General features: G+C 68.5%; 16 protein-coding genes and 1 tRNA gene. 13 read left to right on the forward strand and 4 right to left on the reverse strand.

Annotation, left to right across the window (positions count from 1 at the left end):
• The first annotated feature begins 27 nt into the window (after nt 1–27).
• The 4 genes from ahcY to OL599_RS03490 all read left to right on the forward strand — a co-directional run bounded on the left by ahcY (nt 28) and on the right by OL599_RS03490 (nt 3488).
• Entirely contained in the window at nt 28–1335 is a 1308-nt protein-coding gene (gene ahcY / locus OL599_RS03475) for an adenosylhomocysteinase (protein ID WP_264712209.1), read from the forward strand.
• 196 nt (nt 1336–1531) lie between these two features.
• A complete protein-coding gene (locus OL599_RS03480; RefSeq protein ID WP_264712210.1) occupies nt 1532–1765 on the forward strand; it encodes a hypothetical protein in 234 nt (77 codons plus the stop codon).
• Nucleotides 1766–2102: 337 nt separating this feature from the next.
• On the forward strand, nt 2103–2816 hold the full coding sequence (locus tag OL599_RS03485) for a CoA transferase subunit A (protein WP_283949518.1): 714 nt from the start codon (nt 2103–2105) through the stop codon (nt 2814–2816).
• Between the two features lie 15 nt (nt 2817–2831).
• Complete coding sequence (locus OL599_RS03490) at nt 2832–3488, forward strand: CoA transferase subunit B (RefSeq protein ID WP_264712211.1); 657 nt, start codon at nt 2832–2834, stop codon at nt 3486–3488.
• On the opposite strand, the gene OL599_RS03495 is transcribed toward OL599_RS03490, so the two are convergent.
• Entirely contained in the window at nt 3454–4029 is a 576-nt protein-coding gene (locus tag OL599_RS03495) for a hypothetical protein (protein ID WP_264712212.1), read from the reverse strand. The genes OL599_RS03490 and OL599_RS03495 overlap by 35 nt on opposite strands.
• 93 nt (nt 4030–4122) lie before the next feature.
• Between OL599_RS03495 and OL599_RS03500 the strand changes: the two genes are divergently transcribed.
• From OL599_RS03500 to OL599_RS03520, 5 genes are all read left to right on the forward strand, one after another.
• Nucleotides 4123–4198: transfer RNA gene (locus OL599_RS03500), tRNA-Ala, on the forward strand.
• 36 nt (nt 4199–4234) lie between these two features.
• A complete protein-coding gene (locus OL599_RS03505; RefSeq protein ID WP_264712213.1) occupies nt 4235–4612 on the forward strand; it encodes a DUF2946 family protein in 378 nt (125 codons plus the stop codon).
• An 82-nt stretch (nt 4613–4694) separates the two neighbouring features.
• Nucleotides 4695–5069, forward strand: a complete 375-nt coding sequence (gene copC / locus OL599_RS03510) for a copper homeostasis periplasmic binding protein CopC (protein ID WP_264712214.1) — start codon at nt 4695–4697, stop codon at nt 5067–5069.
• Between the two features lie 20 nt (nt 5070–5089).
• Nucleotides 5090–6886 (forward strand): CopD family protein, encoded by a 1797-nt coding sequence (locus OL599_RS03515; RefSeq protein WP_264712215.1) that lies wholly within the window; start codon nt 5090–5092, stop codon nt 6884–6886.
• Between the two features lie 21 nt (nt 6887–6907).
• Complete coding sequence (locus tag OL599_RS03520; protein WP_264712216.1) at nt 6908–7393, forward strand: copper chaperone PCu(A)C; 486 nt, start codon at nt 6908–6910, stop codon at nt 7391–7393.
• Between the two features lie 216 nt (nt 7394–7609).
• Here the strand turns inward: OL599_RS03520 and OL599_RS03525 are convergent, their stop codons facing one another.
• The 3 genes from OL599_RS03525 to OL599_RS03535 form a co-directional block, all read right to left on the reverse strand.
• Complete coding sequence (locus tag OL599_RS03525; RefSeq protein WP_264712217.1) at nt 7610–7954, reverse strand: hypothetical protein; 345 nt, start codon at nt 7952–7954, stop codon at nt 7610–7612.
• 13 nt (nt 7955–7967) lie between these two features.
• Entirely contained in the window at nt 7968–9863 is a 1896-nt protein-coding gene (locus OL599_RS03530) for a potassium transporter Kup (protein ID WP_264712218.1), read from the reverse strand.
• A gap of 193 nt (nt 9864–10056) precedes the next feature.
• On the reverse strand, nt 10057–10776 hold the full coding sequence (locus OL599_RS03535; RefSeq protein ID WP_264712219.1) for a YggS family pyridoxal phosphate-dependent enzyme: 720 nt from the start codon (nt 10774–10776) through the stop codon (nt 10057–10059).
• On the opposite strand from OL599_RS03535, the gene OL599_RS03540 reads away from it, so the two are divergent.
• The 4 genes from OL599_RS03540 to OL599_RS03555 all read left to right on the forward strand — a co-directional run bounded on the left by OL599_RS03540 (nt 10775) and on the right by OL599_RS03555 (nt 15632).
• Nucleotides 10775–11389, forward strand: coding sequence for a thiamine phosphate synthase (locus OL599_RS03540; RefSeq protein ID WP_264712220.1), 615 nt, complete (start codon nt 10775–10777; stop codon nt 11387–11389). The two genes, OL599_RS03535 and OL599_RS03540, sit on opposite strands and share 2 nt — an antisense overlap.
• Before the next feature lie 550 nt (nt 11390–11939).
• Nucleotides 11940–13211 carry a porin gene (locus OL599_RS03545; protein WP_264712221.1) on the forward strand — a complete coding sequence of 424 codons (1272 nt, stop codon included), beginning with the start codon at nt 11940–11942 and terminating at the stop codon, nt 13209–13211.
• Nucleotides 13212–13668: 457 nt separating this feature from the next.
• Nucleotides 13669–14934 carry a porin gene (locus OL599_RS03550; RefSeq protein ID WP_264712222.1) on the forward strand — a complete coding sequence of 422 codons (1266 nt, stop codon included), beginning with the start codon at nt 13669–13671 and terminating at the stop codon, nt 14932–14934.
• 179 nt (nt 14935–15113) lie between these two features.
• Entirely contained in the window at nt 15114–15632 is a 519-nt protein-coding gene (locus OL599_RS03555) for a DUF3576 domain-containing protein (protein ID WP_264712223.1), read from the forward strand.
• Nucleotides 15633–15752 lie beyond the last annotated feature (120 nt).

Here is a 15752-nt window from a genome sequence, read left to right on the forward strand (position 1 = left end):
CCCAGCGACCCCTCAGGAGCCATTGCCATGCCCGATACCGCCACGACCCAGGACTTCAAGGTGAAGGACATTTCCCTCGCCGCATGGGGTCAGAAGGAAATCTCCATGGCCGAGGACGAGATGCCCGGCCTGATGGCGATCCGTGCGGAATACGGCAACACCAAGCCGCTCGCAGGCGCGCGCATCGTCGGCTGCCTGCACATGACCATCCAGACCGCCGTGCTGATCCAGACCCTGGAACACCTGGGCGCGAGCGTCCGCTGGTCGTCGTGCAACATCTTCTCGACCCAGGACCACGCCGCCGCCGCCGTGGCCGCCTCCGGCACCCCGGTCTTCGCCTGGAAGGGCATGAGCGAGGACGAGTTCTGGTGGTGCATTGAACAGACGGTGCGCGGCCCGAACGGCTGGACGCCGAACCTGATCCTGGACGACGGCGGCGACGCGACCGCGCTGCTGCACAACAAGTATCCGCAACTGCTGGAAGACATCCGCGGCCTGTCGGAAGAGACCACCACCGGCGTGCACCGGCTGTGGGAAATGGCCAAGGCCGGCACGCTGAAAGTGCCCGCCATCAACGTCAACGACAGCGTCACCAAGTCGAAGTTCGACAACCTCTACGGCTGCCGTGAATCGCTGGTGGACGCGATCCGCCGCGGCACCGACGTGATGATGGCCGGCAAGGTCGCCGTGGTGAACGGCTTCGGCGACGTCGGCAAGGGCTCGGCCGCCTCGCTGCGCAACGCCGGCTGCCGCGTGATGGTCACCGAAGTCGATCCGATCTGCGCGCTGCAGGCGGCGATGGAAGGCTACCAGGTCACCACCATGGAAGACGCCGCCCCCATCGGCGACATCTTCGTGACCGCCACCGGCAACGTCGATGTCATCACCATCGACCACATGCGCCGGATGAAGCACCGCGCCATCGTCTGCAACATCGGCCACTTCGACAGCGAGATCCAGATCGACGCGCTGCGCAACTACACCTGGGACAACGTCAAGCCGCAGGTGGACGAGGTGGTGTTCCCCGACAACAAGCGCCTGATCGTGCTGTCAGAAGGCCGCCTGGTGAACCTGGGCAACGCCACCGGCCACCCGAGCTTCGTGATGTCGGCCAGCTTCTCCAACCAGGTGCTGGCGCAGATCGAGCTGTGGACCGCGCCGAAGGGCAAATATGCCTGCCAAGTCTACACGCTGCCGAAGCACCTGGACGAGAAGGTGGCCGCCCTGCACCTGGCCAAGGTCGGCGCCAAGCTGACCAGGCTGACCCAGGCGCAGGCCGACTATATCGGCGCGCCCGTCAACGGGCCGTTCAAGCACGACCTCTACCGCTACTGACCTCCGGACGGCGCGGCCGGGGGCGCCCCCGGCCGTGGCGCGGATGGTTTATTGCAGACTGTAACTTGCCCGTGATGTCACCGAGACATCATCGACGGCGCCGGGACAGAACCCGCAACCGGTCGTAAACCATACCCTGCAAAAAGAGGCAGACCACCGGCGCCGCGCCGGCCTGCTCCTTTGAGGGGGAGTTGCAATGACCGTTCGGACAATCCCGTACAATCCTGCCATGCCTTGCACCGTCGCCCTGCGCCGGGTGCTGGCGAAAATCCGCGATCACGCCTCTACCGCCGACCTGCTGTTCCTCGAACGCTGGGAAATCAGCCCGTCACCCGGCGCCGCCACCGCCCTGCGCGTCAGCCAGATCCGCCGCGCCAACCCCGAACTCGCCGCCGCCATCCGCGCCGAAGTCGCGGCGGCAGGCAAGTGAGGGCGGAGGGCCTTCGGCCCCCCTGCGCCCCCTGACCAAGGGCTCCGCCCTTGGATCCCGCTAAGGGCGGAGCCCTTAGAACCCCAGACATGAGTGGTTTGGGGAAGGGAGCCTGAGGAGCGGTTTCCGACAGTACCTAAGCCCCCCTTCCCCAAACCACTTAAGGTAACGGGATCAAAGGGGCCTCTGCCCCTTTGCGGGGCTATCCGGCGCGCCGCTTGCGCGACGACGGCAGCGCCCTGGTCGGGGGGTGTAGGGGGGCCGAAGGCCCTCCGCCCTTCCTTGCGCGCGCTGCGGTCCGGTGGCACAGGATGCAGTGTTCGATGGGGAGGGCGGGATGGCGGTGAACAAGATCTATCCGGATGCCGTGGCGGCGTTGGCCGGGGTATTGCGCGATGGGATGACCATCATGTCCGGTGGCTTCGGCCTGTGTGGCATTCCCACGGCCTTGATCGAGGCGATCAGGCAGTCCGGGGTGAAGGACCTCACGGTGGTCAGCAACAACGCGGGCATCGACGATGCGGGTCTTGGCCTGCTGCTGCAGACGCGCCAGATCCGCAAGATGATCAGTTCTTATGTTGGCGAGAACGCGACTTTCGCCCGGCAGTATCTGGCCGGCGAGCTGGAGATCGAGTTCAACCCGCAAGGCACCCTGGCCGAGCGCATCCGCGCCGGCGGCGCCGGCATCCCGGCCTTCTTCACCCGCACCGGCGTCGGCACCCAGATCGCCGAGGGCAAGGAGGTGCGCGGCTTCGGCGGGCAGGACTACGTGATGGAGACCGGCCTGCGCGCCGACCTCGCCATCGTGCACGCGTGGAAATCCGACACCGAAGGCAATCTTGTGTACCGAAAGACGGCGCGGAACTTCAACCCGGTCATGGCGACCGCGGCCGAGGTGACGGTGGCCGAGGTGGAGATCGTGGTGGATGCCGGCGAGATCGATCCCGACCACATCATCACCCCTGGCATCTTCGTCAAACGCATCGTGCCGCTGGTGAACGTGCACAAGCGGATCGAGCAGCGGACCGTGCGCAAGCGCGTCGCGGCCTGAGACAGGAGAGCGGACATGGCCTGGACTCGTGACGAAATGGCGGCCCGCGCGGCGCGGGAGATTCACGACGGCTTCTACGTCAATCTCGGCATCGGCATTCCCACGCTGGTGGCCAACCACATCCCCGAGGGGATCACGGTGCAGCTGCACAGCGAGAACGGCATGCTCGGCATGGGCCCGTTCCCATGGGAAGGCGAGGAAGACCCGGACCTCATCAACGCCGGCAAGCAGACGGTGACGGAGCTGCCGACGACGAGCTTCTTCGACAGCGCGGCCAGCTTCGCCATGGTGCGCGGCGGGCATATCGACCTGTCGATCCTGGGCGCGCTGCAGGTGGCCGAGAACGGCGACCTCGCCAACTGGATGATCCCCGGCAAGATGGTGAAGGGGATGGGCGGCGCGATGGACCTGGTGGCCGGCGTGCGGCGCGTGGTGGTGCTGATGGAACACACCGCCGGCGGCAAGCCGAAGCTGCTGAAGCACTGCACCCTGCCGCTGACCGGCGCGGGCGTGGTGGACATGGTGGTGACCGATCTCGGCGTGTTCTCGGTCGATCGCAAGGGCGGTGGCGTCACGCTGCTGGAGGTGGCGCCGGGAGTGACGATCGACGAGCTGCGCGGCTGCACCGAGGCGGCGTTCAGCCTGCATCCGGATCTGAAGATCGCGGCCTGAGCAGCATTGCGCGCTCCGCGGCGGCGAGGGCGCGCGGATCGAGTGGGCTGTCGCCGGCCAGGATGACGGTGGCGCCGACGATCAGGGCGCCGAAGGGCCATGGGTCGGCGGCACCGCCGGTCCACAGCAGCCGGTCATCGGGGCGGGTGTTGGCGTCCAGCAGGTGGCCGGCGGCGAGATCGAGAAGGGCGGGCCAGGAGAGGGCGCGCAGCCTGTCCGCGATACATGCGGGCAGGGGAGGCGTGCCGGAATGCAGGGCATCGCGGGACCAGACCCGCCGCTGACCGGCATGGTGCAGCACCAGGGCCTCACGCGCCCCGGTGAATCGAAGCAGGTTGGCGGCTGGGCTTCGATCCGGGTCCAGCCCGGCGAACGCGGCGATCGCGGCGCCGAATCCGGCCGGGTCTGCCCGGCGCCAGGTGTCGACGGACGCGGGATCGGCATCCGCCAGGCGGCCGCTGGCGCGTAGCCATTCGATGAACGTGGCGAGGGTGCTGGCGGCGGCGGTTTCGTCGAATGGGTGCCATGCGGTCGGGGTCATGTGGATCCTGCGATTCCGGGCCTTGATCATGGCGCCTCGGGAGGGCTATATGCGCCCCTCTTCGCAGCCAGGGCGAAGATGACGGGTCTGCGTGGGGCCATAGCTCAGCTGGGAGAGCGCCTGAATGGCATTCAGGAGGTCAGCGGTTCGATCCCGCTTGGCTCCACCACCCCGCTCACCGGCTTGCATCCTGTAGGTTGCGGTCATGCGGCTCGTACGGTCCCGTTTTCCATGGCTGCGCCTGCCCATCGCGATGGTGGTGGCGCTGGGCCTGTTGCTGCAGGTGACCGTGCCGCAGGCGTCCGCTTTCGCGGGGCCTGTCGATCCGCTGTTTGCCTTGGGCAGCATCTGCCATGCCGGCGGCGACGAGCCCGACGGCGCGCCGCAGCCGGCCACGAAGCACCAGCATGAGCATTGCGCGCTGTGCCAGCTCGGGGCGGTGGTCTTCCTGCCGCCGGAGCCTGGGTCGGCATTGTGGCAGCCATTCGTTGCCGTGGCGTCGGTCATGCGCCTGCCCGCGCCGGTTCCGACCGGCACGATCCGGCTTGCCTACGCATCGCGCGCCCCGCCCCTTTTCGGCTGAAGCCAGACTCCTCGTCCGACTTCCTGCGTGCGCCGCGCCGGTTCCGACCGGGCGCGCACGTGCCGATCCTGTGGAGCGTTCCATGCATCGCCTGTTCGTCCAAGCCGCGTTGATCGCGGCCGTCAGCCTTTCTCCCGCCCTGATTTCCCCCGCCTTCGCGCATGCGCATCTGCGCAGCGCCACCCCTGCCGCCGGCAGCACGGTCGCCACCGCGCCGGATGCGGTGGAGTGCACCTTCAGCGAGGCGCTCGAGCCTCGGTTCTCGGCCCTGCAAGTCCAGGACGCCAACGGCAAGCGCGTCGATGCCGGCGACATGCACCTGGCGCCCGGCGACGCCAAGCGGATGGTGGTGGGGGTGCCGAAGCTGGGGGCCGGCGTCTACACCGTGATCTGGCAGGCGACCTCGGTCGATACGCACCGGACCGAGGGGCGGTACACCTTCACCGTGGCGCCGTGAGGTGACCGGCGTTCGCTGACATGAGTGCCGCGGACGCCCTGTTGGCGGCCGTGCGGGCGGTGCACCTGGCGGCGACGATGTCGCTGGCCGGGGCACTTGCCTTCCGGCTGCTGATCGGCCCCCTCGCCCTGGCGCGTGTGCTGCGGCCGAGCCTGGCCGTAGCCTCGATCGCCGGTGCTGCGTGGCTGGCGTTGCAGGCCGGGGCGCTGGCCGGCGCATCCGATGTCGCGGGCACGCTGGCGGCGCTGGTGCCGGCAACGCTGCAAACGCGGTTCGGCCGAATGTTGCTGCTGCGGCTCGGGTTGCTGGTTGCGGCCGTGTTGCTGGCCGGCTCGGGCGCGCGACGGCTGCGGTTGCTGGCGGGCTTGGTTTGCGCGATGGCCGCCGTTGCGTTGCAGGCGACGGTCGGGCACGCGGCCGCCAGCGAGGACCCGGTTCTGGTCGCATCGCTGGCGCTGCACCTGCTGGCGGCGGCGGCCTGGCTCGGTGGCCTGGTGCCGCTGTGGCTCGCCCTGCGCGGACCGACGCCCGCCTTGGTGGCGCAGCGATTTTCATGGCTGGGGATCGCGGCAGTCGTCGTCATCGCCGCGACGGCGGTGGAGCAGGGCGCGGTCCTGGCCGGCGGCGCGGCCGGTCTGGTCGGCACGCCCTATGGCTGGAGTGCGCTGGCCAAGACCGGGTTGTTCCTTGCGATGCTGGGACTGGCCGCGGTCAACCGCTTCGTGCTGACCCCGGCGGTGGCGCAGGCGGACTCCGCCGTTCGCCGGCTGCGCGCCAGCATCGCCGCCGAACTCATTCTCGGCCTGTGCGTGGTGGCGGCGGCGGCGGCGATGACCGGATTGCCCCCCGGCGCCCACGAGCAGCCGGACTGGCCGTTCTCGCGGCAGCCAAGCCTGGTCGCGATGCAGGATCCCGATCTTCGCCGTGAAGTCGTCGGCGCGCTGCTGGCGCTGTGCGCGGTCGGCGCGATCCTGGTGCTGGCCGCGTGCGCGCGCCGGCTGCGCTGGCCCGCTTTGGCCGTCGCGGCGGCGATCACCATGGCCGCCGCGCCCCATCTGGACCTGCTGCTGGTGCCGGCGACGCCGACCAGCTTCTACACCTCGCCCACCGGCTTCGCCGCCGTGGGCATCGCGCGGGGCGCCGGCCTGTTCGCGCACCATTGCGCCGCCTGCCACGGCGCGCACGGACGTGGCGACGGGGTGCTGGCGAAAGGCCTGGACATCCCGCCAGCCGACCTCACCGCCGAACATCTCTGGGACCATCCGGACGGCGAGATGTACTGGTGGCTGACGCATGGCATCGAGTCCCCTCGCGGCGGCCTGTCCATGCCCGGCTTTGCCGACCGGCTCGACGCCGACGCACGCTGGGCGCTGATCGATTTCGTCCGGGCCAACAATGCGGGACGGGCGATACGCCACGACGGCACGTGGACTCGGCCGATTCCGGCGCCGGCGCTGCAAGCGGTCTGCGGCGACGGGCGCAATCTTGCTTCGGACGATTTGCGCGGCCAGCCGGTTGTCATTGTGATCGGACCGCCGGCGCCGACCGAAGGAGTCGCCACCATCTTCCTCGACGACGGCAAGCCGCCTGCCGGGGCGTGCGTGGCCGCGGGGCGGGAGGTCCGCGATGCCTACGCCATCGTGGCCGGCCTGGAACCGCAGGCGCAGCGCGGCGCCGCCTTCCTGGTCGATGGCGCCGGCTGGCTGCGCCAGCGCCTGGACCCCGGCCTCGATGGACGCGCCATCGCGGCGGCGATCGAGCGTCTGGCGACCACAACGGCCGCGGCACCACCGGCCGCCGGCCACCACCATCACTGATATGCGATACGGAGAGGAACCATGATGCGACATATCGTTCTTGCTGCCACCCTGCTGATGGCCGGCCCCGCGCTGGCCCAGGCGTCCACCATGCAGGTGCAGAATGCCTGGGCCCGCGCCACCGCGCCGAGTGCCAAGGTTGGCGGCGTGTTCCTGACCCTGATCGACAGCGGGGGTCCCGATCGGCTGGTGTCCGTGGCTTCGCCCGTGGCAGCGACGGCGGAACTGCACGAGACGGTCAACGACCAGGGCATAATGAAGATGCGGGCGGTGCCGGTCCTGCCGCTGGAAGCCGGCAAGCCGGTCGAGCTGAAGCCCGGCAGCTACCACATCATGTTGATGGACCTGAAGCGGCAGCTCAAGCCCGGCGACAGCTTCCCGATCACGCTGACCTTCGAGAAGGCCGCACCGGTGACCGCGACGGTGACGGTCGGCAAGGCCGGCGCATCCGGTCCCGAGGCGATGGACCACGACATGCAGCACATGCAACACATGACCAAGCCGTAGCAGCCGGCTGGAGCGGTATCGGGCAGCCCGCCCGATCCGCCCCGGAATTGCGTCATACCAGCGGCCATGAATAATGACCGCTGGTACGAGTCGTTATTTTGCGCGCCGCCGCCCACCAAGCCCGCGACAGGCACGCGCTTGCGTGCCGCAAGCGGATCGGCGCGCGATACCAACGGCCCTTGACGATGGAAGGGTCATCGTCAAGGGCCGTTGGTATCAGTCGTCCTGCACGTCGACGATGCGGAAGACCAGCTCGTCCCCGGTCGGGCGGCGCAGCGTGACGTATTCGCCGGGGCGCAGCACCTGGCTCTCGAAATTCCACAGCGGCGCATCCTGAACGTCGGTCCGGCGCAGCACCCAGCTTTCCCCTTCGCGCAACAGCTCCGCCGCCTGCCGGCGTCCGTCGGGCTCGGTGCGGCAAACGCTCCAGGGCGGCAGATCGGCGGTGCTCTCGTCCAGGTGCCCCTGCGGTGTCAGCGGCACCGACAATTCCAGCCGGTCGGACAGGTCGCCTTCCGGCAGGCCTGGGGCGAAGGCAAGCAACATGACCACCCGTGCCATTCGCTGCGTTCCCTCAGATCGCCACGCGTGCGCCCAGCTCGACCACCCGGTCGCTGGGGATGCGGAAGAACTCGGTCGCCGGGACGGCGTTGCGCGCCATCACCAGGAACAGCCATAGCCGCCAGACCGGCAATTTCGGCACGCTGGCCGGCACCAGGGTTTCGCGGCCGAGGAAATAGCTGGCCTGCATCGGCTCGAAACTCACGCCTTCGGTGCGCAGGGCGGCGAGGTCGCGCGGCAGGTTCGGGCTTTCCATGAAGCCGTAGCGGATGACCACGCGATGGATGCCCGGCGCCAACTCGTTGACCGTCGCGCGCTCCTCGGTGGGCACCTCGGGCACGTCCTGGTTCTGCACGGTCACGAACAGCACGCGCTCGTGCAGCACCTTGTTGTGCTTCAGGTTGTGCAGCAGCGCGCCGGGCACGTAGTCGGGATTGCCGGTCAGGAAGATCGCCATCCCCGGCACGCGGATGGTGCGCGACTGCGGCAGCCTGACCAGGAACGAGGCCAGCGGCAGGCTGTCCTGCTTCCAGCGGTCGAACAGCAGGTCGCGGCCGCGCTTCCACGACGTCATCAGCCCCATGAGCGCCAGCCCCAGCACCAGCGGCACCCAGCCGCCTTCCGGCACTTTCAGCGCGTTGGCGGCGAAGAAGACCCCATCGATGACGAAGAAGCCGCCGAAGGCGGCGAGAGTCGCCGTGCGCGACCAGTGGAACTGGCGCCGGAACACCACGATGGCCAGGACACAGGTGCAGATGAAGGTGCCGGTGACGGCGATGCCGTATGCCGCGGCGAGCGCATCGCTGGTGCGGAAGGCGAAGACCAGGATCAGCACGCCGATCATCAGGGCGGTGTTCACCTGCGGGACGTAGATCTGGCCTTCCTCGGTGGCGCTGGTGTGGCGCACGGTGAGTCGCGGCAGGAAGCCGAGCTGCACGCATTGCCGGGCCACCGAGTAGGCGCCGGAGATCAGCGCCTGGCTGGCGATCACCGTCGCCGCGGTGGCCAGGAACACCAAAGGCAGGCGCAGCCAGGCGGGAGCGAGCAGGAAGAACGGGTTCTCGACCGCCTTCGCGTCGGCCAGCACCAGCGCGCCCTGGCCGAAATAGTTCAGCACCAGGCACGGCAGCACGAACAGCAGCCAGGCCTGGCGGATCGGCCGGGCGCCGAAATGGCCCATGTCGGCATACAGGGCCTCGGCGCCGGTCACCGCCAGGACCACCGCGCCAAGGGCGACGAAGGCCACCCATTTGTCGTGGACCATCACTTCGATGGCGTAGCTGGGCGACATCGCCAGCAGCACGTAGGGCTTCTGCACGACCTGGATCAGGCCGAGCAGGCCGATCACGCAGAACCACACCGCCATGACCGGCCCGAACAGGCTGCCGACCCTGCCGGTGCCGCGCCACTGGATGACGAACAGTCCGACAATGATCACGGCGGACAGCGGCAGCACGAACTCCTGCAGGCTCGGCGTCACGATTTCCAGCCCCTCGACCGCCGACAGCACGGAGATCGCCGGCGTGATCGCGCCATCGCCGAAGAACAGGCAGGCGCCGCCGATGCCGACCAGCGCCAGGACGCTGCGCATGCGCGCGCCGGTGACGCCGCGCTGGGCCAGCACCATCAGCGCCAGGATGCCGCCCTCGCCGCGATTGTCGGCACGCATCACCAACAGCACGTATTTCACCGTGACCACCAGCACCAGCGCCCAGAAGATCAGCGACAGCAGGCCCAGCACCTCCCAGTCGTGAACGCCCCCGTCCTTGAAATGTTCCAGGGCGGCCTTGAAGGCGTAGAGCGGGCTGGTGCCGATATCGCCGTAGACCACCCCGAGGACACCCAGCAGGGTGGCCACCCGGACGCCCGGGCGGGCGGTGCCGACGACACCGGCTGTCGCAACCGTCATGACCCGCTCCCGGCCGGGCGCTCATGGCCCGGAGTTGCATAAGACCGCGTTGCATGACACTGGCCCGCAGTGCCCAGGGTTCGCCTTGCCCAGCTTTCTATCACCGCCAACCTCTGCCGCGTCAGATTCGCCCGATACGCCGCGGTGTTGCGGCGCGCAAGTAAAGCGGCCGGGGCGAGCCGCCCCCTTCCGGTCAGCCGCGCGCACCGAACACGGCGGTGCCGACGCGTACATGGGTGGCGCCGTGGGCGATCGCTGTCTCGAAATCGCCGGACATGCCCATCGAGACGACCGGCAGGCCGTGCCGTGCCGCGCACCCGGCCAGCCAGGCGAAGTGCGGGGCCGGGTCGGCGTCGGCGGGGGGAATGCACATCAGCCCGGCCAGGGCGGCACCGAAGCGGCCGCGGCAGGCCTCGACGAAACGGTCGGTGTCGGCGCGGGAGATGCCGGATTTCTGCGCCTCGTCGCCGACATTCACCTGGATCAGCAGCGCGGGCGCGCGGCCTTCCTTCTGGATGGCGTCGGCGATGGCGTCGGCCAGGCGGGGCCGGTCCAGGCTCTCGATCACGTCGGCGATGCGCACGGCGTCGCGTGCCTTGTTGGTCTGCAGGCCCCCGATGATGTGCAGGCGCAGCGACGGATGGGCGGCGCGCAGGGCAGGGAATTTCTGGGCCGCCTCCTGCACGCGGTTCTCGCCGAAATGGAGCTGGCCCGCGGCCAGTGCGGCCTGGACGGCTGCGGCCGGGTGGGTCTTGGAAACCGCGACCAGCGTGACCTCCTCCGGCCGCCGGCCCGCGCGCCGGGCGGCGGCGGCGATGCGGTCCAGGACTGTGCGAAGATTGCCGGCGACGTGCTTATAGGCGTCGGCTTCGGCTGGAACGGCGTGCGGAGCGGCGGCAAGAGGGATGTTCATGGACCATAGGCTTGTCGCCTGGGCGCGTTCGGTCAAGGCAAGACAGCGGCATCGCCTGCAGGGCGGGGGCGCGGCACTGCCGCCGCTGTGGCTGTTCACCGATGAGCGGCGCCTGCCGGACCCCTGCCCCGCGGTGGCCCGGCTGCCGCGCGGGTTGTGCGGGGTGGTGCTGCGCCACGATGGCGATGCCGGGCGCGCGGCGCTCGGGCGGCGGCTGGCGGCGATCTGCCGGCAGCGCCGGTTGGTGCTGGTCGTGGCGGGCGACTGGCGGCTGGCGGCGGCGTTGCAGGCCGGGCTGCACCTGCGCGGCGGGCGGCATCTGCCGGGCATGCCGCGCGCATGGCCGATCGTGACCAGCTCGGCGCATGACAGGGTGGAACTGCGGCGGGCGGCCCGCGCGAAGGCGGATCTTGTGTTCCTGTCGCCGGCCTTCGCCACGGCGAGTCATCCCGGGGCGGCGGCGCTGGGGCCGCTGCGTTGGAGCGCCCTCGCGGGCCGGGCACGCTTTGCCGTTGCCGCCCTGGGCGGGATCGACGGCGGCACGGTGCGCCGCCTGGGTCGCGGACGATGCGCCGGCGCCGGCGCAATCGGTGCGTTGAACCAACGAACATAGGCTCGCCCTGCCGAAAAGGGCCGGGGGTGTGTTACAAAAAAGCGCATAAAGGCGAAATATGACACATGATGTGTAAACGCCTTGGCCTGCCCATGTGGCTTGGCAGCATCGTTGCCGAAGGGTTTTGACCGAAAGCGGACAGGTAGAGTTGGGAATGAAATCCCGGAACTTGAGTCCTCTGCAAGTACTCGCGGTTTCGTGATGGCGAGCCGATGAACGTGGCTCACGAAACAGAGAGCGATCGTGCCGTCGGGGTCCTCGGGAGAGGCCGTGGGTTCGATCTACCGACCTCCAACGCCACGGCAGTACATGCCATCGGTAACGTGTCTGTGGCAAATGTAGCACACTGTTTCGGAAATGCCATGTCATCCCCGTTCTGACGATTGCGGGCTGACGCGCCGGGGGCCAATAATTCGTCACGGTCTGGCTGCCCCCACCCGTTACGGAATGCATCGGCGGTGACGAAGCATCAGGTCGGAGACGGGGCGGGGCCTGCTAAGTCCGCCGGCTTGCCCGGTGACGTTACGTCCGATGATTTTTGGAGGATCAAATGCGCAAGCTCCTGCTGGCCAGTATGGCGGCACTGGGCCTGTCGAGCGGAATGGCGGAGGCGGCGTATCTGTCCACCGTGCCTGCCGCGACGACGACGCCTGGAACGCTAACCGTCCGCTTGAACGGCCGCTTCGTGTGGTATGCCGGTGTCGCCGGCAGCAGCCTGGACAATGTCAACGGTGGCAAGCTCGCGCCGCAGACAATGCAGGGCTATATCCGTCTGTACCCCGGCTTCGAGGGCGTGCTGCAGAACGGCATGAAGTATGGCGCGCTGCTTGAGTTCCGCCAGAACTTCGCCTCGCCGGTCGGCGCCAGCGTCGGCGGCAACACCACGCAAAGCACGCTGTTCGTTCGCCGCGCCACCGGCTACATCGGCAGCGACCAGCTCGGCACGTTCCGCTTCGGCCAGACCGACGGTCCCGCCACCCTGTTCCTGACGGGCACGTTCGAAGGCTTCGACGACGGTGGCTGGAACGGCGACTTGCCGGCCTTCCTCCCCGGCAACGCGCAGCCGGCCTATCCGTTCCCCAGCCAGAGCGCGCTGTACGGCAGCGACAAGGTCGTCTACCTGTCGCCGTCGTTCTACGGCTTCGACTTCGGCGTCAGCTATGCGCCGAATACCTCGGCGCTGCAGAACAATGGCGGCGGGTGCGCCACCGGCGGCCTGGCCGGCGGGTGTGATCGTCAGACCTCATCGCTCGCTGCCAGCGACATCGGCCGTCGCACCAACATGGTCGAAGCGCAGGTCCGCTATCGCGGTACGTTCAGCGGTGTCGGCCTCGCGGTCGCCGGCGGCTATATCGGCGCCGGCGTCGTCCAGAACGGCGGCAACCCCCTGGTTGGCCAGTTCAAGCACCAGGACATCCTGAACCTCGGCGCGACCATCAGCTTCGGCGGCTTCAGCTTCGGCGGCAACGCGCAGACCGGGTCGTACAACGGCGGCTCGTTCGGTGCGAAGCAAGCCGGCCTGCCGAATGCGACGGCGTGGATCGCGGGCGCCCAGTACCAGACCGGGCCGATCACGGTCGGCGCGCACTACTTCAAGAACTACACCGGCGGTAGCGCTGCCTCGACCACCGGCATGCGCAACGAAGGCGGCGTGGCCGTCGGCAGCACCTATCAGCTGACCCCGGGCGTGTCGCTGTTCGCCTCCTACATCTACGGCAACCGCCACGAGACCGGCTTGGACTTCGCCACCGGCCTGCCCGGCTCTGCCCACAACAACGTGCAGGGCCAGGCCTTCGCGGTCGGCACCTTGATGAACTGGTAAGACCCAGTCGCATCCAAGGCCTGAACGGGCGGCGGGGATCTTCCCCGCCGCCTTTTCATTTCAGGCAGGGCGCATCGCCGATACGGCGGATCTGACCGGGGCGGGTTGCGCCCCGAGTTCGCCGCAAGATGCGCGACCCGCTCGACGGGTATCCCCCGAGCGCCAGGCGCTCCGGCATCACGGTCCATCGGCGCGCCGGCCGGGAAGCCGAAACCCCGCCACTCCATTTCATAACGAATAGAGAAGGACTGTGGCGATTACGCCACAGTGTTTCGGAATTGCCATGCCGCTCACGTTCTGGCGATTGCCGGCCCGTGCGACGGCCGCCAATATCCGCGCCCGATCCGGCTGCCTCATCCCATGGGAATGCTTCTGTTAGAGGAACGACAGAGCATTCCATGGGACAGGAGGCGGGATCTGGTACGTCGCCGGTTTTCCGGCATGCAAGGAGACTTTCATGCGTAAGCTAATGTTGGCCAGCTTCGCTGCGCTGGGTCTGTCGACCGGAATGGCCGATGCGGCCTATCTGGCGACCGTTCCCGCCGCAACGACGACGCCTGGCACCCTGACCGTCCGCCTGAACGGCCGCTTCGTGTGGTATGCCGGCGTTGCCAGCAGCAGCCTGGACAATTTCGGCGGCGGCAAGCTCGCCCCGCAGTCCATGCAGGGCTATGTCCGTCTGTACCCCGGCTTCGAGGGCGTGCTGCAGAACGGCATGAAGTATGGCGCGCTGCTTGAGTTCCGCCAGAACTACGCCTCGCCGGTCGGCGCCAGCGTCGGCGGCAACACCACCGCCAGCACGCTGTACGTTCGCCGCGCCACCGGCTATATCGGCAGCGACCAGCTCGGCACGTTCCGTTTCGGCCAGACCGACGGCCCCGCCACCCTGTTCCTGACGGGCACGTTCGAAGGCTTCGACGACGGCGGCTGGAACGGCGACATGCCCGGCTTCATCCCCGGCAACGCCGCCCCGGGCTATCCGTTCCCGAGCCAGAGCGCGCTGTACGGCAGCAACAAGGTCGTCTATCTGTCGCCGTCGTTCTACGGCTTTGACTTCGGCGTCAGCTACGCGCCGAACACCTCGGCGCTGGAAAACAACGGCGGCGGCTGCACCACCGGCGCCGGCGGGTGCGATCGTCAGTCCTCGTCGGTCCTCGCCAGCGACATCGGCCGCAAGACCAACATGATCGAGGCCCAGATCCGCTATCGCGGCACGTTCAGCGGCGTCGGCGTGCAGGTTGCCGGTGGCTACATCGGTGCTGGCTACGTGAAGAACGGCGGCATCGTTGCCACCAACTTCAAGAACCAGGACATCCTGAACCTCGGTGCGACCATCCGCTATGCCGGCTTCAGCTTCGGCGGTAACGTCCAGAACGGTTCGTACAATGGCAGCGGCTTCGGCCTGAAGCCGGTCGGCCAGCCGAACGCCACGGCGTGGATCGCGGGTGCCCAGTACCAGACCGGGGCGATCACGGTCGGCTCGCACTACTTCAGGAGCTACACGGGCGGCAGCACCGCCGCGACCACCGGGATGCGTAACGAATCCGGCGTGGCCGTCGGCGCGACGTATCAGCTGACCCCGGGCGTGTCGCTGTTCGCCTCCTACATCTACGGCCAGCGTCACGAGAGCGGCTTCGACTTCGGCACCGGCGCGACCGGCACGAATGTCCGCAACAATGTGCAGGCGCAGGCTTTCGGCGTCGGCACCCTGATGAACTGGTAAGACCCAGTCTTATCCAAGGCCTGAACGGGCGGCGGGGATCTTCCCCGCCGCCTTTTCATTTCCGGTTGTGCCGGGCGATGCTCTCTGGCATCGGGTAGTACTTGGCGTAGCCTCGGGGCTCGGCTAAAGGTTCCACCCACGACAGGCGCCTTCTTCGCACAGGCTTGAACAGGCTCAACATGATCTCCAGCTTGCGTCCCGCGTATGCTCTGCTCGCCGCCATGGTGGTGCTGTCGGCCTGCGCCAACTCCCGCCCCGTGCAGGACGACGAATACAACGATCCGCGCTATTCCGGCGCGGCGCGCGGGGTGGCCTTCGGCGATGCTGGCCTGTTCTCGATTGGCCAGAAGAACAGCGGGCAGCAGGACCAGGGCGGCGCGCTGGGCGTGAACGCGTATCTGTGGCGCGGCACTCTGGACACGCTGTCGTTCATGCCGCTGGCATCCGCCGACCCGTTCGGCGGGGTGATCATCACCGATTGGTACCAGCCGGCCAGCAGCGGCGAGCGCTTCAAGGCGACCGCATACATCCTGGGCCGGCAGTTGCGTGCCGACGGCGTGAAGGTGTCGATCTTCCGCCAGGTGCTGCAGGGCGGGCAGTGGGTCGATGCGCCGGTCAGCCCCGGTGTGGTGTCGGAAATCGAGAACAAGGTGCTGGCGCGGGCCCGCGAATTGCGGGCGCAGTCCGCCGGCGGCTGATCCCGGCGCTTCCGCCGGGGGGCCGCAGCCTTCACGTGATTCGGGCGGCGCGGGCCGATCGGGCCTGCGTCGAGAGGGGCCGGCGTTGTCGCGGGTTGCCGTTGGCGCTGATCTGACGGA

Origin of the sequence: Limobrevibacterium gyesilva (assembly GCF_025989185.1) — a bacterium.
GTDB classification, from domain to species: Bacteria; Pseudomonadota; Alphaproteobacteria; order Acetobacterales; family Acetobacteraceae; genus Limobrevibacterium; species Limobrevibacterium gyesilva.